The 20,233-nt window shown below is 68.6% G+C and carries 20 protein-coding genes; 12 read left to right on the top strand and 8 right to left on the bottom strand.

Annotated features, from left to right (window positions below; all coding sequences use genetic code 11):
• Window positions 1-140: 140 nt before the first annotated feature.
• From ACSQ86_RS15025 to trhA, 4 genes are all read right to left on the bottom strand, one after another.
• A complete protein-coding gene (locus ACSQ86_RS15025) occupies window positions 141-842 on the bottom strand; it encodes a hypothetical protein (protein ID WP_436304180.1) in 702 nt (233 codons plus the stop codon).
• Window positions 843-854: 12 nt separating this feature from the next.
• Entirely contained in the window at window positions 855-1,196 is a 342-nt protein-coding gene (locus ACSQ86_RS15020) for a hypothetical protein (protein WP_093108787.1), read from the bottom strand.
• A gap of 88 nt (window positions 1,197-1,284) precedes the next feature.
• Complete coding sequence (locus ACSQ86_RS15015; RefSeq protein ID WP_436309035.1) at window positions 1,285-2,901, bottom strand: MFS transporter; 1,617 nt, start codon at window positions 2,899-2,901, stop codon at window positions 1,285-1,287.
• Between the two features lie 72 nt (window positions 2,902-2,973).
• Complete coding sequence (trhA, locus tag ACSQ86_RS15010; protein ID WP_436310268.1) at window positions 2,974-3,588, bottom strand: PAQR family membrane homeostasis protein TrhA; 615 nt, start codon at window positions 3,586-3,588, stop codon at window positions 2,974-2,976.
• A 195-nt stretch (window positions 3,589-3,783) separates the two neighbouring features.
• Here trhA and ACSQ86_RS15005 point away from each other — a divergent pair, with 195 nt between their 5' ends.
• On the top strand, window positions 3,784-4,713 hold the full coding sequence (locus ACSQ86_RS15005; protein ID WP_436309034.1) for a crotonase/enoyl-CoA hydratase family protein: 930 nt from the start codon (window positions 3,784-3,786) through the stop codon (window positions 4,711-4,713).
• On the opposite strand, the gene ACSQ86_RS15000 is transcribed toward ACSQ86_RS15005, so the two are convergent.
• The gene (locus tag ACSQ86_RS15000; protein WP_093108783.1) at window positions 4,696-5,337 is read right to left on the bottom strand and encodes a LysE/ArgO family amino acid transporter; all 642 of its coding nucleotides are present in this window, start codon (window positions 5,335-5,337) and stop codon (window positions 4,696-4,698) included. The two genes, ACSQ86_RS15005 and ACSQ86_RS15000, sit on opposite strands and share 18 nt — an antisense overlap.
• A 70-nt stretch (window positions 5,338-5,407) precedes the next feature.
• Here ACSQ86_RS15000 and ACSQ86_RS14995 point away from each other — a divergent pair, with 70 nt between their 5' ends.
• Window positions 5,408-6,331, top strand: a complete 924-nt coding sequence (locus tag ACSQ86_RS14995; RefSeq protein ID WP_436309033.1) for a LysR family transcriptional regulator ArgP — start codon at window positions 5,408-5,410, stop codon at window positions 6,329-6,331.
• 235 nt (window positions 6,332-6,566) lie between these two features.
• Here ACSQ86_RS14995 and ACSQ86_RS14990 read toward each other — a convergent pair whose 3' ends face one another.
• Window positions 6,567-7,466, bottom strand: coding sequence for a transglutaminase family protein (locus tag ACSQ86_RS14990; protein WP_093108781.1), 900 nt, complete (start codon window positions 7,464-7,466; stop codon window positions 6,567-6,569).
• Between the two features lie 115 nt (window positions 7,467-7,581).
• Here ACSQ86_RS14990 and ACSQ86_RS14985 point away from each other — a divergent pair, with 115 nt between their 5' ends.
• Entirely contained in the window at window positions 7,582-10,803 is a 3,222-nt protein-coding gene (locus ACSQ86_RS14985; protein WP_436309032.1) for a hypothetical protein, read from the top strand.
• On the opposite strand, the gene mnmC is transcribed toward ACSQ86_RS14985, so the two are convergent.
• Window positions 10,779-12,656: an FAD-dependent 5-carboxymethylaminomethyl-2-thiouridine(34) oxidoreductase MnmC gene (gene mnmC, locus ACSQ86_RS14980; RefSeq protein WP_436304175.1), complete on the bottom strand. Its 1,878-nt coding sequence runs from the start codon at window positions 12,654-12,656 to the stop codon at window positions 10,779-10,781. The two genes, ACSQ86_RS14985 and mnmC, sit on opposite strands and share 25 nt — an antisense overlap.
• 15 nt (window positions 12,657-12,671) lie before the next feature.
• On the bottom strand, window positions 12,672-12,944 hold the full coding sequence (locus ACSQ86_RS14975; protein ID WP_093108778.1) for an oxidative damage protection protein: 273 nt from the start codon (window positions 12,942-12,944) through the stop codon (window positions 12,672-12,674).
• Window positions 12,945-13,073: 129 nt separating this feature from the next.
• Here ACSQ86_RS14975 and ACSQ86_RS14970 point away from each other — a divergent pair, with 129 nt between their 5' ends.
• The 9 genes from ACSQ86_RS14970 to ACSQ86_RS14930 all read left to right on the top strand — a co-directional run bounded on the left by ACSQ86_RS14970 (window position 13,074) and on the right by ACSQ86_RS14930 (window position 20,217).
• Window positions 13,074-14,102: a sulfate ABC transporter substrate-binding protein gene (locus tag ACSQ86_RS14970; protein ID WP_436290265.1), complete on the top strand. Its 1,029-nt coding sequence runs from the start codon at window positions 13,074-13,076 to the stop codon at window positions 14,100-14,102.
• A 130-nt stretch (window positions 14,103-14,232) separates the two neighbouring features.
• The gene (gene ssuE / locus ACSQ86_RS14965; protein WP_093108776.1) at window positions 14,233-14,817 is read left to right on the top strand and encodes an NADPH-dependent FMN reductase; all 585 of its coding nucleotides are present in this window, start codon (window positions 14,233-14,235) and stop codon (window positions 14,815-14,817) included.
• Window positions 14,818-14,926: 109 nt separating this feature from the next.
• A complete protein-coding gene (locus ACSQ86_RS14960; protein ID WP_436304174.1) occupies window positions 14,927-15,064 on the top strand; it encodes a hypothetical protein in 138 nt (45 codons plus the stop codon).
• A gap of 31 nt (window positions 15,065-15,095) precedes the next feature.
• On the top strand, window positions 15,096-16,052 hold the full coding sequence (locus tag ACSQ86_RS14955) for a sulfonate ABC transporter substrate-binding protein (protein WP_436309031.1): 957 nt from the start codon (window positions 15,096-15,098) through the stop codon (window positions 16,050-16,052).
• Window positions 16,053-16,153: 101 nt separating this feature from the next.
• The gene (ssuD, locus tag ACSQ86_RS14950; protein ID WP_436309030.1) at window positions 16,154-17,323 is read left to right on the top strand and encodes an FMNH2-dependent alkanesulfonate monooxygenase; all 1,170 of its coding nucleotides are present in this window, start codon (window positions 16,154-16,156) and stop codon (window positions 17,321-17,323) included.
• A 21-nt stretch (window positions 17,324-17,344) separates the two neighbouring features.
• The gene (ssuC, locus tag ACSQ86_RS14945) at window positions 17,345-18,178 is read left to right on the top strand and encodes an aliphatic sulfonate ABC transporter permease SsuC (RefSeq protein ID WP_436304171.1); all 834 of its coding nucleotides are present in this window, start codon (window positions 17,345-17,347) and stop codon (window positions 18,176-18,178) included.
• A gap of 14 nt (window positions 18,179-18,192) precedes the next feature.
• Window positions 18,193-19,149 (top strand): aliphatic sulfonate ABC transporter substrate-binding protein, encoded by a 957-nt coding sequence (locus tag ACSQ86_RS14940; protein WP_436304170.1) that lies wholly within the window; start codon window positions 18,193-18,195, stop codon window positions 19,147-19,149.
• Between the two features lie 6 nt (window positions 19,150-19,155).
• Window positions 19,156-19,965: an ATP-binding cassette domain-containing protein gene (locus ACSQ86_RS14935; RefSeq protein WP_436304169.1), complete on the top strand. Its 810-nt coding sequence runs from the start codon at window positions 19,156-19,158 to the stop codon at window positions 19,963-19,965.
• A gap of 36 nt (window positions 19,966-20,001) precedes the next feature.
• Window positions 20,002-20,217, top strand: coding sequence for a TOBE domain-containing protein (locus ACSQ86_RS14930; protein ID WP_028250350.1), 216 nt, complete (start codon window positions 20,002-20,004; stop codon window positions 20,215-20,217).
• Window positions 20,218-20,233 lie beyond the last annotated feature (16 nt).

The following is a 20,233-nucleotide window of genomic DNA, read 5'->3' as shown; positions in this document are numbered from 1 at the left end:
GCCGGGCGATGCGTTGCTTATTCGGGATAAGGCCGGCGGCGGCTGCCGCGCGTCGAACACCGGTCGATTCTAGGAAGGCCGGCGGCGTCTTGCCCGGCGCTCACTGAGTGGCCGTGATGCCGCCGTCGACAAAGGGCCGGCTACGGAGCAGCCGGATTTCTCTTTTGCTCTTCGAGAAGTTGCTGCCGGCGCACCGCGGTGCATTGTGCGTGCGCCCTGAACTCTGCTTTCTCGCATTGGGCGGCCATGCATCGGGCTGCCACGACGAAGTTCATGCCCGAGCATGCCTGGCCGGGCGCGGTGGCGGCCGCGCTGCGCGGAGCTTTGACGGACTTCGCCTGTGCCGGCTCGCTTGTCGCCCGGACCGGATCCGGCGCTTTCGTTGGCGCGAGTTGCACCTTTTCGGTCTGTGGTTCCGTGACCATGGCAGGCGCTTCGGCCGTGGCGGCGGGCGAGGCAGCACGTTGTTCGGTCTGCGCCGAAGGGTCCGTGCGAACGGGATGCACCTGTGCCTTGCCCGCCGTGTAGAGATACCAGCCGCCGGCACCCGCCACCAGCCAGCCCGCGGCCCCCACGATCAACGCGACGCTGAGGGCAGCAATGCTGACCCACATCCCCTTGGAAAAAGTTTGCGCTGCCTCGGCAACTGCAGGGGCCGCGCCAACGGCAGCAGGCCCCTGCGACTGCTCGGCTCTCCGCATGAAACCGAACAGGGAATTCGCGGCGCTGGCGCGCGGCGCGTCAGCGCTGGCGAACGCAGTGGGAAGCGTGCCGATGCATTCGATGCAGAACTTGGCGGCAGATCGATTCTTTGTCTTGCATTGGGGGCAGATCAGGGCCATTGCTAAAGGCCCTCAGTGCGCAGTCGCATCGTCGCGTGCTGCTTGTGGAAGCTGCGCCGCGACGAGATTCCTCTGCGCTGCCATGATGAGCGTCGCACGATAGACCGATCGGCTGGCTGATTTCGTCAGCTCAATCAGCGTCTTCCATTCGTGCTCCAGTTCGTCAGGCGCGGCGTCGACACGCGGCGTTCGCATCAAGGAGCGGCTGGCATCCAGCAGCGCAGCGGCCGAGTTGAGACAGATGTGAAGGCTGGACTGCGCGGGACTCGCGCGACTGCCCTCCGCGAGCAGCAGCCGCTCCACGGCGGCCAGGGCACTTTCGAGAAGGGCGAGATCGGCACTCGAATGGGTCATGTCGCGAGGTTCGCAGACAGCAGCCCGATTCGAGGCGCGAAAACTTCACACTTTTAAGGAATGTTTGCTTTAGATGTACATCGAGCGTCTAAGACGCCGTCCCGCGCCCGGCATCCAGCAGGTCCTGGATGTCTTCGAGGCCGCGCCCGCGCGTCTCGATGCCGCTCCTGATCAGCATCAGCGCCGCGACCGCCATCGGCACCGCAATCAGCAAGGCTGAGGCGGTGAAGTGGCCGAACACGCCCAGCACGCCGAAGCCCGCGCCCAGGATGCCGCCGAACTTGGAGCTGGCCGCGATCACGCCCGAGCCGGTGCCGCGCAGGTGCACCGGGTAGATCTCGGCGGCATAGGGGATGAGCATCGCGATCACGCCGCTCGAGCTCACGAGCAGCAGGGCGGTGGTGAGCACCATCGCCAAGGTCGACTGCACCTGCGCCAGGCCAAGGCCGAAGAACACCAGCAGCATCGCGGTCGTGAGTGCGATGAACAGCACCAGCGCCTTGATGCTGCTCCAGCGGTGGTAGAGCCAGATCACGATCGCGATGCCGGGCAGCGCCAGCAGCGCCGAGCGCGCGAGCAGGGCGCTCGCGGCCGTGGCGTCCATGCCCATGCTGCCGAGGTTGGTCGGCAGCCACAGCAGAAAGCCGAAGTTCACCAGGCCCCAGGCCACGCCGCAGACGATCAGGCCCCAGGTGATGCGCGCATGGCTGCCGCGCAGCAGCTGCGCGATGCCGCCGGCCGGTGGCTCCTGCTCGGCGACGACCACGGCCGCCTGCGCATTCGCTGCCGTCGCTGCGCCCGTGCCGGCGAAGCGCGCCAGCACCGCGCGAGCCTCGTTGTCGAGCCCGGCGTTCGAAAGAAAGCGCGGCGATTCCGGGATGTAGCGGCCCAGGAAGATGATCACCAGGCCGGTCGGCAAACCCAGCAGCCACAGCGCGCGCCAGCTGAATTCCGGCACCAGCAGCGCGGCCGAGCCGGCCGCGAGCAGATAGCCGGCCGAGGTGCCGACGCCGCCCAGCGCCACCAGCAGCCAGCCGCGGTGCGCGGCGGGCACGGTTTCCGCCATCAGCGTGAAGGTGATCGGCAGCAGGCCGCCGGCCGAGGCGCCCATCAGGAAGCACATGGCAAGGTTCCAGCCGAAGGCCGGCATCGCGCCGCAGATCGCGGTGCCGATGAACATCAGCGCCGACAGCAGGATGGCCGCGCGCCGGCCGAAGATGTCGGCCAGCCGGCCCCACACCACGGAGCCCACTGTCGTGCCCGTGAGCGCCACCAGCGCCAGCACGCCGGCCGTCTGCTTGCTGATCTCGTACTCGGTGGTCATGCCCGGCATCACGAAGCCCAGCGTGGCCGGCTTCAGCACGTCGACCGCCAGCGCGATCACCAGCACGATCACCAGCTTCCAGTGTTCGCCGTTCAGCGGCACGCCGTCGGCGACATGGAACTGCAGGTGGCTGTCGCCGTGCAGGCTCTTGTGCATCTGCGCGATGCGCGGCATCAGGCCGTACATGGCCAAGAGCACGCCAAGCGGGATCATCGCCATGCCGGTCAGCATGGTGGCGTCCATCTCCATGCCGACCATCTGGTAGCCCGTGTGCCGGCCCATCATGAACATCGGCACGTGCGCGAGCACGCCGCCGATGATGGCGATGCAACCGGCCCAGAACGCGATCGGGTGGTGGAAGGAGAAGTTCTGGCTTTTCATGCGAATGCTTCTGGGCGAGGCATGTTACCCAAGCCCGAAGCACTGCCGCCGCCCGCAAGGCGGCTCGCGTTGCTACAGCACGAAGTGCGCCACCGTGACGTAATGGCTCGCGGTGCCGGCCAGCACGAACAGATGCCAGGTGCCGTGCGCATGGCGCCAGCCGAGGGGGTTGCGGTAGAAGATCGTGCCGGCCGAGTACAGCACGGCGCCGGCCATCAGCCAGGCGAGGCCGGTGCTGTCGAGCCGCGCGATCAATGGCACGGCGGCGATCACGCCAAGCCAGCCCATCCCCAGGTAGAGTGCCAGCGAGGGCGCAGGCGGGTCGCCGGGCCGCAGCTCGCGGGCGATGCCGAACAGCGCCGCGCTCCAGGCCGCGATCAGCAGCGCCCAGCCCCAGGCGCCCTGCAGCGTGACCAGGGCGAAGGGCGTATAGCTGCCGGCGATCAGCAGGTAGATCGCACAGTGGTCGACGCGTTGCCAGAACAGCTTCATGCGGCCGCGCGTGCTGTGGAACAGGACCGATGCCGCGTAGAGCGTCACCATCGACAGCGCGAACACCAGCGCGCTCGCCGTCTTGGCCGGGTCGTTGACCGGCATCGTCTTGGCCAGCAGCAGGGCGGAGCCGGCCGTGGCCAGCATCAGCCCGAGCAGATGGCTGTATCCGTTGAAGCGTTCGCCCTGGTACATGGTGGTCACCCTGAATTGATGTGTCGTCGAGTGGGCCGCGACTTTGCTGCGCCGTCATGACATCAGACGCCGATCGGCGGCCTTGCGCATCCACCGTTGGATTTAGGCGTTGGCCGTAGCGCATGCGCGGGATCGCCGGAAGGCCTACCGCCGCGCGGGCCGCCGCCATAGGATCGAATCCACAAGGAGACACCCATGCCCACCTTCAACACCGTTCTGATCGACAAGGACCCGCAGCACCCGCGCATCGCGCGCCTCGTGCTCAACCGGCCCGAGAAGCTCAATGCCATCGGCAACACCACGCCGGCGGACATCCGCCACGCGGTCGAGTGGGCGCAAGCCGAGGACGAGGTGCACGTGATCGTGGTCGAAGGCGCGGGCCGCGCCTTCTGCGCCGGCTACGACCTGGGCGAATACGCCGAGGGCAAGGCACAGGACGGCACGGCCGACCATCCCTGCAGGCAGGAGAAGACGCCGTGGGACCCGATGCTCGACTACGCCGCGATGAAGGGCAACACCGAGGACTTCATGTCGCTCTGGCGCTGCACCAAGCCCACCATCGCCAAGGTGCACGGCTACGCGGTGGCCGGCGGCAGCGACATCGCGTTGTGCTGCGACCTGCTGGTGATGGCCGAGGACGCGAAGATCGGCTACATGCCCACGCGCGTCTGGGGCTGCCCGACGACCGCGATGTGGACCTATCGGCTGGGCGCGCTGCGCGCCAAGCAGCTCATGTTCACCGGCGACACCATCGACGGCACGCAGGCCGCCGAATGGGGCCTCGCCAACTTCGCGGTGCCGGCCGAAGAGCTCGACGCGGCCACGCTGAAGCTGGCAGAGCGCATCGCCGGCGTGCCGCGCTCGCACCTGATGATGCACAAGCTGGTGGTCAACCAGGTCTGGCTCTCGATGGGGCTGGAGCAGAGCCAGATGTTCGCCACCGTGTTCGACGGCATCACGCGCCACAACCCCGAAGGCATGTGGTTCCGCCGCCAGGCCGAGGTCGAGGGCTTCAAGAGTGCGGTTGCATGGCGCGACAGCGGCCGGCCGATTCCTGAAGGCGACGAGGCGCGCGCCCTGGTGGCCGAACTCGAGGCCCGGGCCGCTTCAGCCCCGCAGCGCTGAGACCGCCTGCCCGGCCAGCACCACGCCGAGCACCAGCATCACCAGGCCCACGAGCGCATCGAGCCAGCGCCAGGCCACCGGCTTCGCGAACAGCGGTGCCAAGAGCCGCGCACCGGCGCCGAGCCCCGCGAACCAGCTCGCGCTGGCCAGCGCGGTGCCCGCCACGAAGGCGCCCTTGCCGAGGCCGGCCTGCTGCGCGCCGACGGCGCCGACCAGGAGCAGCGTGTCGACGTACACGTGCGGATTGAGCAGCGTGAAGGCGGCGGTCTGCGTCATCACGCGGCGCAGCGAGTTCCGGCCCGCACCGCCCGCGGCCGCATGCAGCGCAGCAGGGCGCAGCGCACGCCGCCAGGCGAAGGCGGCATAGACCAGCAGGAACAGCGCGCCGCCGACGGTGAGCGCCGGCGCCACGAGCGGCAGGCGGTCGAGCACCTGGCCCATGCCGACCACGCCGACGGCGACCAGCACCGTGTCGGCCAGCGCGCAGAACAGGATCACCGGCCACACATGCTCGCGCCGCAGGCCCTGGCGCAGCACGAAGGCGTTCTGCGCGCCGATGGCGACGATCAGGCCCAGGGTCAGGCCGAAGCCGGTGGCGAATGCAGGGAAGGCGAAGGGGGTCATGCGCCGATGATTGGCGCTGCGGCAGAATCAGTCCAGTTAACTTTTCTGCGGCTGCATTAGGAATACTTCATTGCTCGACTACCTGTCCCTGGCCGCCGTTGCGCAGGTGGTGCGCGAAGGCAGCTTCGAACGGGCGGCGCGCGCGCTGCACGTGACGCCGTCGGCGGTGTCGCAACGCGTCAAGCTGCTCGAAGATCGATTGGGCCTTGCGCTGATCGTGCGCGGCTCGCCCTGCGTGGCGACCGAGGCGGGTGCCTGGCTGTGCCGGCATGTAGAGCAGGTTGGCATGCTCGAGCGCGATCTGCAGCGCGCCATGCCTGCGCTCGGCACGCTCGACGCCGGCGATCAGCGCGTCACCTTGCGCGTGGCGGTCAACGCCGACAGCCTGGACACCTGGTTCGTCCCCGCGATCGCGGCCTTCAGCGCGAGCGAGCCGGCGCTGCTCGACCTGAGCCTCGACGACCAGGAGCACACGGCCGAGTGGCTGCGCACCGGCGCCGTGCTGGCCGCCGTGACCGCCAGCGCCAAGCCCGGCCAGGGCTGCCGCAGCGTGCCGCTCGGCCACATGCGCTACTTCGCCACCGCGAGCCCGGCCTTCAAGAAGAAGTACTTCGCGGACGGCGTGACCGCGCAGGCGTTGGCCGCGGCACCGAGCCTGGTTTTCAACCGCAAGGACAAGCTGCAGGCGCAATGGCTGCGGGCGGCCTGCGGCAAGCCGGTCGAAACGCCGCGGCACTGGCTGCCTTCGCCGCAGGCCTTCGTGGCGGCCTGCGTCGCGGGCATCGGATGGGGCACGAACCCGGCGAGCCTGGTCGAAGCGCAGCTGCGCGACGGCTCGCTGGTCGAGCTGGTGCCAGGCGTGGACCTGCGGGTGCCGCTCTACTGGCATCACGTGCGCCTGAAGATCCCGATGCTCGACCGTCTCACCAAGGCGGTGGTGGCAGCGGCGCAGACCGGGCTGGAGCCGCTCAGGGCCACCAGTGACGCACGGTGACCGCGATCACGCGCGCCGCATGGCGCCGGATGTCCGTGTGCGGTGAGGGCGCGGGGTTCGAAAGCGGGCGCCGCGAGGTCGGCGTGATCAGGAAGAGACGAGGGACCTGCCGGGGAGCAGGGCTCGGAAGATGAGGGAATGACATGGCCGGGCGCCTTGGGTTTTTCTTGGAGGGCGCTCCATGTTATCTGTATAAAAACACAGTGTCATGACACGCTCCTGCCAAAGTCGAACTTCAGCCCGCGGTGCGCTTCACCTGAACCGTCGCTTCCAGGCCTTCATAGGCTTCCGCCTTGCCATACCAGCTGCCGCTGATCGGCGCGGCCTGCGACGGGTCGCGCGCCACGCCGACGCGGATCAGCTGGCCGCTGCCCATCAGAAGGTTGTTGGTGGGATCGAAAGCGACCCAGCCGGCGCCGGGCAGGTAGGCATGCAGCCAGGCATGCGTCGATCCGGCGCCGGAGACGGATGAGCCCGGCTCGACGCTGCCGGTGTCGAGCGCGGCATCGTAGATATAGCCCGAGACGAAGCGCGTGGCCACGCCGAGCCGGCGCGCGGCCTCCATCATGAGCAGTGCGTAGTCGCGGCAGCTGCCGCTGCCCAGCGCCAGCGTTTCCAGCGGCGTCTGCGTGCCTTCCTCGTCGCGGGCCGCGTAGGTCAGGCTCCGGCCGATGTGCGCATTCATGCGCGTGAGCACCTCGCGCGTGCTGTTGGGCTTGTCGGTGTGGAGAAACTGGTGGGCCCAGCGGATCAGCGTGCCTTCGGGATCGTCGTGGTGCGGGCGCAGATAGTGTTCGAGGTCGAGCCGTTCCTGCACCGAATAGGCGAAGGGCAGGTACTCGGCGGCCGGTTCCAGCGGCAGTTCGTTCATCGGCGCCGGCACGTGCTCGATGGTGAAGGCGCAGACGATGCGCAACTCGGTCGCCTCGCCCATCGGCTGCACCAGCGCCACCGAATTGGAGTGCGGGTCCTGGATCATGCGCACGTAGGCCTCGGGGCTGACCTGCAGGTCGGTGGCCAGCACGCGCAGGTCGTGGCTGTCGCGCGGCCTGAACATCACGCGATGCAGGCCGAAGCTCACCGGCTGGTTGTAGCGGTAGATCGTGGTGTGGGTGATGTCGTAGCGGATGGGCATGGCGAATTGTCTACCGTGTATGAGGTAGACACCGTCCGTTTGGAGGGCGCTTTCCGCCGAACGACACATTGTGAAGTCGAAGCGCGTCCCTAGACTGCACAGCGAAGGGGGTCCTATGGAAAAGGATTCCAAGTCCGGGCTGGGCGGTCTTTCAGGCAACGGCCTCATCGCGGTGATGCTGCTGCTCGCGGGTGCGCTGTTCGTGCGCGAGGCACCGCTCGAAACCACCCGTCTGCCGGCCGGCGAACCGCGCTTCGCGCAGCATTTCTCGCTGCAGGATGTCGACGCGCGGCTCTGGCAGGATCCCTTCGGCGCGGTCGCCAAGGGCCGGGTGGAGGCCAGGAAGAACGACGCGAAAAGGGCGGAGGCGGACGACGCGCGGCGCACCGCCGCCGACCTGGCCCGGGAGATCCGGTCCAGGCAGCCGGTGGAGATCCTCGCGGTCATGCTGCCGGGCGGACCCTACTCGGAGAACGTGGAAAGTCGCAGGCGAGGACGCTATGCGGTGCTGGCAGGCCTCAACGCAAGCCGGCTCTCGCCCGTCGATACCGAACATCTGGGCTACTTCTTTCCGCCGCCGGTTCGTCCCGGTCCGTACGCGAGATCGCAGGAGCCCATACCTTACGAGTGGTTCGAACCCACACTGGATGCGCGCGGGAACAACGATGATCTTCGGCGCGTGCTCGTCATGTGGCTTCGGAGCGAGGCTTTCGACAATGCACCGTTCGCGCGGATGGCGGAACTGGCGCGGCCCTTTCTCGAATCCGGCGCGAGCTGGCGCGTCATTGGACCGAACGGTTCGGACGGGCTCAAGGCCATGATCGACGAAGCGGCGAAGGCCAGCCTCAAGGGCAAGGTGCCCGCGCCGCCGATGCGCTTCTATTCGCCGTACGCGACCGTGCCCGACGATGTCCTGCTCCCGGACGCCGAGTCGAGCCTTGCCGACTTCTTCGAGTCAAGGGGCGCGCTGCTGGTGCGCACCATCGGCAACGACGGAGGTCTCGCCACCAGGCTGATCGATGAACTGGAGCTGCGCGGCCTGAGGCCGCTCACGATCGAGGCGCTGGGGCCGGACCGCGGCGAATCGGATCCGCCCCCGACGCTGACGGCGGAGCAAGAGGTGGAGGCCTACCGGAAAGCCTGCCGTCCGAGCGACGGGGAGAAGCCGGACCCTGCGCCGAGCCATGTCGCCGTGGTGGCCGAGTGGGACACCTTGTACGGCCGCAGCCTGCGGCGCGAATTCCGGCCCGCGGCGAACGAGCGCGGTTTCTGCATCAACTCTTTCAACTATGTGCGCGGACTCGATGGCCAACTGCCTGCGGGCGGCCAGGGCGCGTCGGATTCCGCCAGCGGCGGCAAGCAGGCGCCAGGCGACAAGGATGCGACCCGTCGCAAGGACGGTACCTTCATCGAGCGCGCCGAAGGCCAGAGCCAGTTCGACTACCTGCGCCGTCTCGCCGTGCAGATGCGCGAGAAGGACCGACGCGTACGTGCCGCCAGTGCCGACGGCATGGGTCTGCGCGCGATCGGCGTGTTGGGCAACGATGTGCACGACAAGCTGCTGGTGCTGCAGGCGCTCAAGCCGGAGTTTCCGAACGCCATCTTCTTCACCACCGATCTGGATGCGCGCTTCCTGCATCCGCGCGAGCAGGCCTGGACACGCAACCTCATCGTCGCCTCCAACTTCGGCCTGCGCCTCCGGGACGAGCTGCAAGGCGGCGCACCGCCGTTTCGCGACAGCTACCAGGTGTCCACCTTCCTGACGACACGGATCGCCATGGACGACGCGCGGCATCCCACGCGGCCGTTATCGCAGGCGGCCATTGGCCGGTGGTTCAAGACACCGCGGATCTTCGAGATCGGCCGCACCGAGGCCTTCGAGTTCTACGGTCGTCCGGCGAACGAGGGCCCGCAGAAGGCCACATCGAATCCGTGCCGGGGCGAGGGCTGGACCGCATGCGAAGACGTCCATCCGCCCGCATCGGCCCGCTATCCGATGCCGCGGGAGGCCACGCTGGTCCTGATCGCGAGCCTTCTCGTGCTCGCCCTGTGGGCGCCCGCGCTCTTCATCAGCCTCGGCGCACGGCGCTTCCTGGGGCGCTTCGTCGCCCGCGCACCTGACGGCTCCGCGCTGCTCGCGCGCTATGCGGCACTGGCGGTGCTTGTCGTGCTGCTGCAGCTCGAGCTGCCGCTCTGGCTGGCCGCCCACTGGCAGCCCTTTGCCGAGTGGCTCACGCGCGAAGGCAAGCCGCTGACTGCGTTCGAAGGCATCAGTCTCTGGCCGACGGAAGCCATTCGCGTGCTCAATCTGGTGCTGTGCCTGTACCTGCTCTTCCGGGGCTGGGGCGCGCTCACGCGCAACCTCGACGAGATCACGCGCGAATTCCACCTGGGCCGCACGCGCCGCGAACTGATTGCCGAGCAGCGCGAGGCCCAGGCGCGGCTGCGCTGGTGGCAGAAGCTGGCCCAGGTGTTCTCGATGCGCTTCGTGCCCGCCGCCAGCCGCTCAAAGCAGGCCGCGCACGGCATGTTGGCACCCGCGCTCGACTTCTGGAAGCGCTACGTGGCGCAGAACAGGCTCAGCGCGCGGCTGTTGCGCACCACGGCCTATGTGGCCGCGGCGCTGCCATGGAGCTACCTGATCGTGCTGGCCTTCGACGAAGAGCGCTCCGTGCCGTACCGCGGCGATCTGTCCCTCGCGGTGCACGACGGCCTGCGCATTCCGTCGCTGGTGGCGATGTACTTCCTGGTGTTCTTCGTCGTCGATGCGACCGCCTTCTGCGTCGGCTTCGTGCGCGGCCTGCGCGAGCAGGCGGCGAACTGGCCCGAAGCCACGCTGGATCTGTTCGAGGCGCAGACCGGCATCCCGCGGGCCCACCTGGACAACTGGGTCGACCTGCAGTTCATCGCGCTGCGCACGCGCAGCGTCACGCACCTCATCTACTACCCCTTCATCGTGATTTCGCTGCTGCTGCTCTCGAGGAGCGCGGTGTTCGACCGGTGGACCATGCCGGTGAGCACCATCGTCCTGTCCGTCGGCGGGGCGGTCGTCGCGCTGGGCTGCGCGCTGGCGCTGCGCCTTGCCGCCGAGGCCTCGCGCCGGCATGCGCTCGACCTGGTCAAGGATGCGCTGATGCGGGCGAACGCCAAGGCGCCGGCCGCGCCCGGCGAGGCCACACCCAAGCAGCTCGAACTGCTGCAGTCGCGCATCGAGAGCTTGCGCATGGGCGCCTTCGCCCCGTTCTGGCAGCAGCCGCTGGTCAAGGCGGTGCTGCTGCCTTTCGCCACGCTGGGCGGCTCGACGCTGTTGGACTATCTGGCGCTGGCGAACATCTGAGCGCTGGAACGCTGCGCATCCAGAGCCCGCGCTTGCGATGCCGAAAGCGGCAAGGGCTCGCCGTGCCACTGTGCCGCAAGCAGTTCGGCACACAGCGCGGCGAATGTGAGGCCGCGCGAGCCCATCGCGGTGCAGAGCCACACGCCCTGCGACGATGCCGGGTCGAGTGGGCCGACCAGCGGCCGGCGGTCGCCCGACGCACAGCGCACGCCGGCCCATGCCTTCGCGTCGCCGCGCTCGAACGCCGACGAGAGCTGCAGCGCAGCATCGGGATGGAGCCTGGCGAGCCGCTCGCGGTTCGATTCGGTGTCGGCGCCGCGTGGCGCGGCATCGCTGCTGTCGCGGTCGAAGGTGGCGCCCGTGAGCCAGAGCGCGCCATCGGCGTCGGGTACATGCGCAATGAGATGGCCGTCGCCGTTGATCGGCACGCGAGGCAGCCGCGTGCCGTCGTCCATGCGCCCCCAGGCGACTTGGCCGCGCACGGGCTGCAGCGCCAGCGCGGGCGCGAACGCACGGCTTTCGAAGCCGGCGGCGATGACCACGCGTTCGGCTTCGGCCAGCAGGGCGCCTTGGGCGTCGTGCAGCGTCCAGCAGGCGAGCCCGGGTTGCGGTGCTTCGATGCGTGCCACGCGCCGTCCGGTGGCGAGTTCGATGGCGGGCTGCGCCAGCCAGGCCTGAGCCAGCCGCGCCGGCCGCACCCAGCCGCCGCGCGCATGCCAGAGTGCAGGCGCATCGGCCGGCAGTCCGGTTTCGCGAATCTGCGCGGCCGAGGCGTGCCACGATTCATTGGGGCCTTCGGCCGTCCAGTCGGCGGGCAGGCGATCCTGGCCCGCGGCGCGCCGTTCGAGGACGCCGCAGGCCCGCCAATCCCTGCCTTCCGCCAGCAGCGCCTCGAGCTGCTGCCACGTGGCTCGCACGCCGGCGCGGGTCAGGCGCGACAGCAGCGCGTCGTCGGGTGACACATGCGGCGCGAGCACGCCGACGGGCAGGCCCGAGGCCCCGGCCGACGGGCGATCGCCGGCATCCAGCACCGTGACCTGCCAGCCGCGCCGCGCCAGGCTGGCTGCCACGGCTGCACCGGCCAGTCCCGCACCGATCACCGCGCAGCGCCCCGGCGCCGCGATGGGCGCGGGCAGCGGCGCGCGGCGCCGAATCTGCCAGGCCGGCTCGAACACGCCCTGCAGGCAATCGCGCTTGGGCGGCAGGCCGGGCGCCCTGCGGAGCTGGAAGCCGCGCTGCGCCAGCGCGTCGCGCACCGTCCGCGCGATGGTCCAGCTCGCGATGCGGGTGCCGCGCCGCGCAAAACGTGCCACGGCCTTGAGTGTCTCGGGCGACCACATCTGCGGATTGCGCTCGGGGCTGAAGCCGTCCAGAAAGATGCTGTCGGCCTCGAAGTGCTGCTGCGTGCGCAGCATGGCCTGCACATCGCCGATGCACAGCGTGAGCAGCACGCGGCCTTCGTCGAAGACCAGTCGATGGAAGCCGGGCAACAGGCCCCACCACTGCGCCCCCAGTGCGGCGGCCAGCGGGGCAAGTTCCGGATAGGCCGCGGCGGCGCGCAGCAGATCGTCGCGCGACACCGGGTGCGCTTCGACCGAGACGAAATGCAGCAGGCGCGGGCGCTGAGGATCGGCTCGCCAAGCCTGCCAGGCTGTCAGAAAAGAGAGGCCGAGGCCAAAGCCGGTTTCGAGAATCCGCCATTGCGGGTGCCCGGCCCAGGCCTCAGGCAAGCCGCAGCCGGCCAGAAACACATGCCGGGCCTGCGCCAGCGCGCCGCTTTCGGAGTGGTAGATATCGCCAAAGCGCGCGCTCTGCGGCACGCCGTCGGCCCGCCAATCGACCGGCTCGGTCATGGCGCGGGCAGGCGATCAGTTCGTCGGGGGAACGTAGCCCTGCGCGACGTCAGCGCCCTCGCCGAAGAAGTGCTTCTCCATCTGGCGCGCCAGGTACTGGCGGGCACGGGCATCGGCCAGGTTCAGCCGGTTCTCGTTGACCAGCATGGTCTGCTGCTTGAGCCAGGCGGCCCAGGCTTCCTTGCTGACGTTCTCCCACAGGCGTTTGCCGAGTTCACCGGGGTAGGGCGGGAAATCGAGCCCTTCGGCCTCTTTGCCGAGCTTGATGCACTGGACCATGCGTGCCATTTGGATTGCCTTCGTGTGGGTTGCTTAGTTGATTTCGCTATTTAGAACTGAGAACTCGGTCGTTCCAGTTTCTTTATGCGCTCTTCAGAATTCGCAGCTTCACTGTTATGCCCTCCTGAGCACAAGACCATGAGCTTTCGCCGCGACTTTATCAAGCTTTCCCTAGGCGCCGCCGCTGCCGCCAGCATCGCCCTGACGGCATTGCCGTCGTTCGCGCAAAGCGTGACCTTGCTCAACGTGTCCTACGACCCGACGCGCGAGCTCTACGTCGACTACAACAAGGCCTTCGCCAAGTACTGGAAGGGCAAGACCGGACAGGACGTGAGCATCAAGCAGTCGCACGGCGGCTCCGGCAAGCAGGCGCGCTCGATCATCGACGGCATCGACGCCGACGTCGCCACGCTGGCGCTGGCCGGCGATACCGACGCGCTGGTCAAGCATGGCGGCCTGGTCAAGGCCGACTGGCAGAAGCGCCTGCCGCACAACTCGGCACCGTACACCTCGACCATCGTCTTCCTCGTGAAGAAGGGCAACCCCAAGGGACTGAAGGACTGGGACGACCTGGCCAAGCCCGGCGTGCAGGTGATCACGCCCAACCCCAAGACTTCGGGCGGCGCGCGCTGGAACTACCTGGCCGCATGGGAGTTCGCCAAGCGCAAGTACGGCGGCGACGCCAAGGCCCGCGAGTTCGTCGGCAGCCTCTACAAGAACGTGCCGGTGCTCGACACGGGTGCGCGCGGCTCGACCATCACCTTCGTGCAGCGCGGCGTGGGCGACGTGCTGCTGGCCTGGGAGAACGAGGCCTTCCTGGCGCTGAAGGAATTCGGCCCCGACAAGTTCGACATCGTCGTGCCCTCGGTCAGCATCCTGGCCGAGCCCACGGTGACGGTGGTCGACAAGGTGGTCGACAAGAAGGGCACGCGCGCCGTGGCCGAGGAATACCTCAAGTACCTCTACTCCGACGAAGGGCAGGACATCGCCGGCCGCAACTACTACCGCCCGACCTCCGACAAGGCCAAGGCCAAGTACGAGAAGCAGTTCCCCAAGCTCACGCTGTTCACCATCGACCAGGCCTTCGGCGGCTGGGCCAAGGCGGACAAGGAGCACTTCGCGGACGGTGGCTCCTTCGACCAGATCTACACGGCGAAGCAGAAGTAACCAGCTCGCCCCCAGGCTCCCCGCACTTCGTGTCGGTACGCCAACCCCCTACCGGGGGCGGGCCCGGCCGCTTCGGGCGGCCGGGCGCGGCGGCCCCCTGAAAAAGAACCACCTTCGAACGAAAGCAATCGTGACTGTTCTCCTGATTGCCGGCAGCCCGTCGGCGCCTTCGCGCTCGGCCGTGCTGCTCGATGCGGTGGCCGCGCGGCTCGCGCTGCGCGACGTGCCGGCCGATCGTCTCGCGATCCGCGAGCTGGCAGCACATGCGCTGCTGCTGGGCGAGGCTTCGCATCCCACCGTGCAGCATGCGGTCGAACAGGTGCGGCGCGCCGACGTGATCGTGATCGCGACGCCTGTCTACAAGGCGGCCTACAGCGGCGTGCTCAAGGTCTTTCTGGATCTGCTGCCGCAGTCCGCGCTCAAGGGCAAGACGGTGCTGCCGCTGGCCACCGGCGGCAGCCCGCACCACATGCTGGCGCTCGACTACGCGCTGCGGCCCGTGCTGCAGTCGCTCGCGGCACGGCACATCCTGCCCGGCGTGTATGCGACCGACGGCCAGGTCACGCTGCAGCCCGAGGGCGCGTACCAGCTGCAGCAGGAGCTCGCCCAGCGGCTCGACGATGCGGTGGAGACGCTGGCGAGCGAAGGGCTCAAGCTGCCCGCCACCAGCGGCTTCGAGCCGGTGCCCTTCTCGCGCGTGCGATGTAGCGTCTGAGCCCGGGCCGGCCGGCCCGGCGCGAGAGCGCCACCACCTTCTTTTTCCACATTGGTTTTTCGCCGCCGGCGCGCGGCGCGGGACAACTCACGCCTGAAAGACATCCGCCATGAACCCTGTCAGCACCGAAGACCTTGCCATCGATGCGCCGCCGCGTCCGCTGTGGCGCGCGCTGCGCGACCTCGCCATCAGCGTGGTGGTGGTCGCCGCCATTGCGCTGATCGTCGGCTTCATTACCGCCACCTGAGCCGCTGGCTCCATCCATCGAAAGCATCACCATGACATTGCATTCATCGAAGCGCCGCCAACTGGTCCAGGGCGCCGCGGCCGCGATCGCCTTGCCTTCGCTGGCGGCACTTGCCCAGGCGCCGGCGCGGCAGTTGCGCATCGGCCATCAGAAAGGCGTGCTGAGCCTGCTGAAGGGCCGCGGCACGTTGGAGAAGCGGCTGGCGCCGCTCAAGGTCTCGCTCAAGTGGACCGAGTTCACGGCCGGGCCGGTGCAGCTTGAGGCGCTCAACGTCGGCTCGATCGACTTCGGCGACGTCGGCGAAGCGCCGCCGATCTTCGCGCAGGCCGCGGGTGCGCCGCTGGCCTATGTGGCGGCGACCGTGCCGCGCCCGCAATCGGAAGCGGTGCTGGTGCCCAAGGGATCGGCGATCCGTTCGGTGGCCGACCTCAAGGGTAAAAAGGTCGCACTCAACAAGGGCAGCAACGTCCACTACTTCCTGGTCAAGCTGCTGGAGAAGCACGGCCTTGGCTACGGCGACGTGAACCTCGCCTTCCTGCCGCCCTCGGATGCGCGCGCCGCCTTCGAGAAGGGTTCGATCGACGCCTGGGTGATCTGGGACCCGTTCCTGGCCGCGGCGGAGAAGACGCTCGAAGCCAAGGTGCTCGCCGACGCCACGGATGTGGTGGGCAACCGCGCCTACTACTTCTCCTCGCTCGGCTATGCAGAGAAGAACGCCGACGTGATCCGGATCCTGACCGAGGAGATCGACCGGGTCGACCAATGGGGCCAGGCCAACAAGAGCGCGTTCGCGGCCGAGCTTTCGCAGCTGTGGGGCATTCCGCAGCCGGTGGTCGACGTCGTGGTGGGGCGCGCGAACTACGGCACGAGGCCGATCACCAAGGCGGTCCTGGCGGAGCAGCAGAAGATCGCCGACACCTTTTTCTCGCTCGGGTTGATCCCCAAGAAGATCAACGTGCTCGATGCAGCGGCCGCCGGTATTGCCTGACAGCGCGCTGTTGCGGCTTCGCGCAGTGCGGGTGCTTCGCACCACGGCACTGGCGTGGGGCCTGCGGCGCTTTCTCTTCGCCATCTGATCGAGATCACACCATGCAAGTCTTCTGGTTTCTTCCCACCCACGGCGACAGCCGCTACCTCGGCACCACCGAGGGCGCGCGCCCGGTCGACCTGGCCTATCTGCAGCAGGTTGCCGGCGCGGCCGACCAGCTCGGCTACGAGGGCGTGCTGATCCCCACCGGCCGCTCCTGCGAGGACCCGTGGGTGATCGCGGCCAGCCTGGTCGGCGCGACGCGGCAACTCAAGTTTCTGGTCGCGGTGCGGCCCGGGCTGCACCAGCCCAGCCTGGCCGCGCGCATGGCCGCGACCTTCGACCGGCTCTCGGGCGGGCGCGTGCTCGTGAACCTGGTGACCGGCGGCGATCAGGCCGAGCTCGAGGGCGACGGCGTCTTTCTCGACCATGCAGCGCGCTACGAGCAGTCGGCCGAGTTCATCCGCATCTGGCGCGAGATCATCGCGCGCAGCCATGAAGGCCAGAGCTTCGACTACGAAGGCAAGCATCTGAGCGTGAAGGGCGCGAAGCTGCTGTACCCGCCGACGCAGAAGCCTTATCCGCCGGTGTGGTTCGGCGGCTCCTCGGCGGCGGCGCACGAGCTCGCGGCGGAACAGGTCGATACCTATCTGACCTGGGGCGAGCCGCCGGCCGAAGTCGCGAAGAAGATCGCCGACATCCGCGAACGCGCCGCACGCAAGGGCCGCACGGTGAAGTTCGGCATCCGCCTGCACGTGATCGTGCGCGAGACCGAGGACGCGGCGTGGAAGGCTGCCGAAGAGCTGATCAGCCGCGTCGACGACGCCACCGTGATCCGCGCCCAGGCCGCCTTCGCGCGCATGGACTCCGAAGGCCAGCGCCGCATGGCCGCCTTGCACGCTGGTGGTGCCAGGCGCACGCGGGCCGAGCTCGAGATCTCGCCCAACCTCTGGGCCGGCGTGGGTCTGGTGCGCGGCGGCGCCGGCACGGCGCTGGTGGGCGATGCGAAGACGGTGGCGGCGCGCATCGAGGAGTACGCGGCGCTGGGCCTCGACAACTTCATCCTCTCGGGCTACCCGCACCTCGAAGAGTCCTACCGCTTCGCCGAGCTGGTGTTCCCGCTCTTGCCGCGCAAGCGGCGCCCGAGCCTGCCGGGCGGGGCGCTGACCGGTCCCTTCGGCGAGGTCGTCGCCAATCTCGATGCGCCTTCGCGCCTCGTTTCGCAAAGCTGATCAAGGCAAAGGACTCTCTTCATGACTGAACAAGTGCAGCCATTGCCGGTCGCGGCACCTTCGCTGGGCTCGGCGCAAGCCTTCGGGCTCGGGGTCGCCAAGCGCCTCGTGCCCTGGCTCGTGCCCGTGGGGTTGATCGTCGCGTGGCAGATCGCCTCGTCGCTCGGCTGGCTCTCCACCCGCGTGCTGCCGGCGCCGATCGACGTGGTCAAGGCCGCGTGGGCGCTGGCCGTCTCGGGCGAACTGTGGACCCACGTGAAGGTGAGCGCCGGCCGGGCCTTGTCGGGCCTGGCCATCGGCGGCGGGCTCGGCCTTGCGCTGGGCCTGCTCACCGGCTCGGTCAAGTTCTTCGAGACCCTGCTCGATTCCACCATCCAGATGGTGCGCAACATCCCGGCGCTGGCGCTCATTCCGCTGGTGATCCTCTGGTTCGGCATCGACGAATCGGCCAAGCTGTTCCTGATCTCGGTGTCGGTGTTCTTTCCGATCTATCTCAACACCTTCCACGGCATCCGCAACGTGGACCCGCAGCTGATCGAGATGGGCCGCACCTACGGGCTCTCGCGCTGGCAGCTCTACAAGGAGGTGATCCTGCCCGGTGCGCTGTCCTCGATCCTGGTGGGCCTGCGCTTCTCGCTCGGCCTCATGTGGGTGATCCTGATCGTGGCCGAAACCATCTCGGCACAGGCCGGCATCGGCTATCTCACGATGAACGCGCGCGAGTTCCTGCAGACCGACATCGTGCTGGTGGGCATCCTGCTCTATGCGTTGCTCGGCAAGCTGGCCGACGTGTTCGCCCGCGGGCTGGAGCGCTGGTGGCTGCGCTGGCATCCGGGCTACCAGGCGGCGAAATGAAGGAGGAGGGCGAGATGACTTCTCTCACTCGGCGCGCCGCGCTCGGCGCATTGGCTTCACTGGCCGGTGGCATGGCCTATGCGCAAGGCGCGGCCCCGTCCACGATCCGCATCGGCTACCAGAAGTCGTCGACGCTGACCGTGGTGCTCAAGACCCAGGGCACGCTGGAGCGGCAGCTCGCGCCGCTGGGCGTCAAGATCAGCTGGCACGAGTTCACCAGCGGCCTGCCGTTGCTCGAAGCGCTCAATCTCGACAACCTCGACTTCAGCGCCGACGTGGCCGACACCGTGCCGGTGTTCGCGCAGGCCGCGGGCGCGAAGCTGACCTTCGTCGCGCAGGAGGCGCCGTCTCCGGCCGCGCAGGCGATCGTCGTGCGGGCCGATTCGCCCATCCAGTCGGTGGCCGATCTCAAGGGCAGGAAGGTCGGCTTTGCCAAGGCGGCCGGCGTGCACTACCTGCTGATCGCCGCGCTCGACAAGGCCGGCCTCTCGTTCAAGGACATCGAGCCCGCGTACCTCACGCCGGCCGACGGCCGAGCCGCTTTCGAGCGCGGTGCGATCGATGCCTGGGTCGTGTGGGACCCGTTCCTCTCCGCGGCGCAGCGCCAGTCGAAGCTGCGCGTGCTGGCGGACGGCACCGGCATCGCGTCGTACCAGCGCTACTACCTGGCCGGAACGCCGTTCGCGAACGCGCGTCCCGACGTGCTGCGCGTGCTCTACGGCGAACTGCACAAGGCCGGCCTCTGGGTCAAGCAGAAGCCCGCGGAAGCGGCCGCCCTGCTGGCGCCAGTGTGGGGGCTCGATACCGCCACGGTCGAGCATGCCAATGCGCGGCGCAGCTACGCGGTGCGTCCGGTGGTGGTTGGCGGCCTGGCCGAGCAGCAGCGCATCGCCGATGCCTTCTTCGCCGAGAAGCTCCTGCCCAAGAAACTCAATGCGCTCGACGTGGCGCTGTTCAACCCCGGAGTCTGAAAAAACATGAGCGCCATCCTCCAGCAAGGCTTTGCCGGCGTGCGACTAGAAGCGCGCGGTCTCCACAAGCGCTACGGCACGCGCGAGGTGCTGCGCAACACGCAGCTCACGATCGAGCCGGGCCAGTTCATCGCCATCGTGGGCCGCAGCGGCTGCGGCAAGAGCACGCTGCTGCGCCTGATCGCGGGCCTCGAGGAAGCCTCCGAAGGCGGCCTCTACACCGACGGCAAGCCCGTCGACGGGCTGCACGACGACACGCGGATCATGTTCCAGGAGGCGCGCCTCCTGCCGTGGCGCCGCGTGCTTGAGAACGTCACGCTGGGCCTGCCGACGGCGGCGCGCGTGCGCGGCGACGAAGTGCTCGCGCAGGTCGGCCTGGCCGACCGCAAGGCCGAGTGGCCGGCGCGCCTGTCGGGCGGGCAGCGCCAGCGGGTCTCGCTGGCGCGTGCGCTGGTGCATCACCCTCGGCTGCTGCTGCTCGACGAGCCGCTGGGCGCGCTCGATGCGCTGACGCGCATCGAGATGCATCGCCTGATCGAGAACCTGTGGCAGCGTCACCGCTTCACCGCCCTGCTGGTCACGCACGACGTGCAGGAAGCCGTGGCGCTGGCCGACCGCGTGATCCTGATCGAGGACGGCCGCATCGCGCTGGACGAAAACATCGCGCTCGCGCGGCCGCGCTCGCAGGGCGATCCGGCTTTCGCGGCGATCGAGAAACGCATCCTCGACCGCGTGCTGCAGAAACCCGATGGCGAGCCGGCCAACGACACGCGCTGGGCCGACGGGCCGGCGCACGTCCTGCGCTGGGCGGTCTGATCTTCTTCTTCCTTCTTTTTCAACAGGAGTCCCTCCATGTCCATCCAAGCCATCAACGTCCGCAACCAGTTCAAGGGCAAGGTCCGCGAGATCATCCGCGGCGACGTCGTCTCCGAAGTCGACGTCGAGACCGCCTGGGGCATCGTGACCTCGGTCATCACCACGCGCTCGGTCGACGAGCTGCAGCTCAAGCCCGGCTCCGACGTGGTCGCGCTGGTGAAATCGACCGAAGTGTCCATCGCCAAGCTCTAAACCCTTCCGACGCCGC

This window comes from Variovorax sp. LjRoot130 (assembly GCF_964253755.1).
In the GTDB taxonomy this organism is placed as follows: domain Bacteria; phylum Pseudomonadota; class Gammaproteobacteria; order Burkholderiales; family Burkholderiaceae_C; genus Variovorax.
Note: the sequence above shows the minus strand (reverse complement) of the source record. Positions and strands in the feature narration are given on the sequence as shown.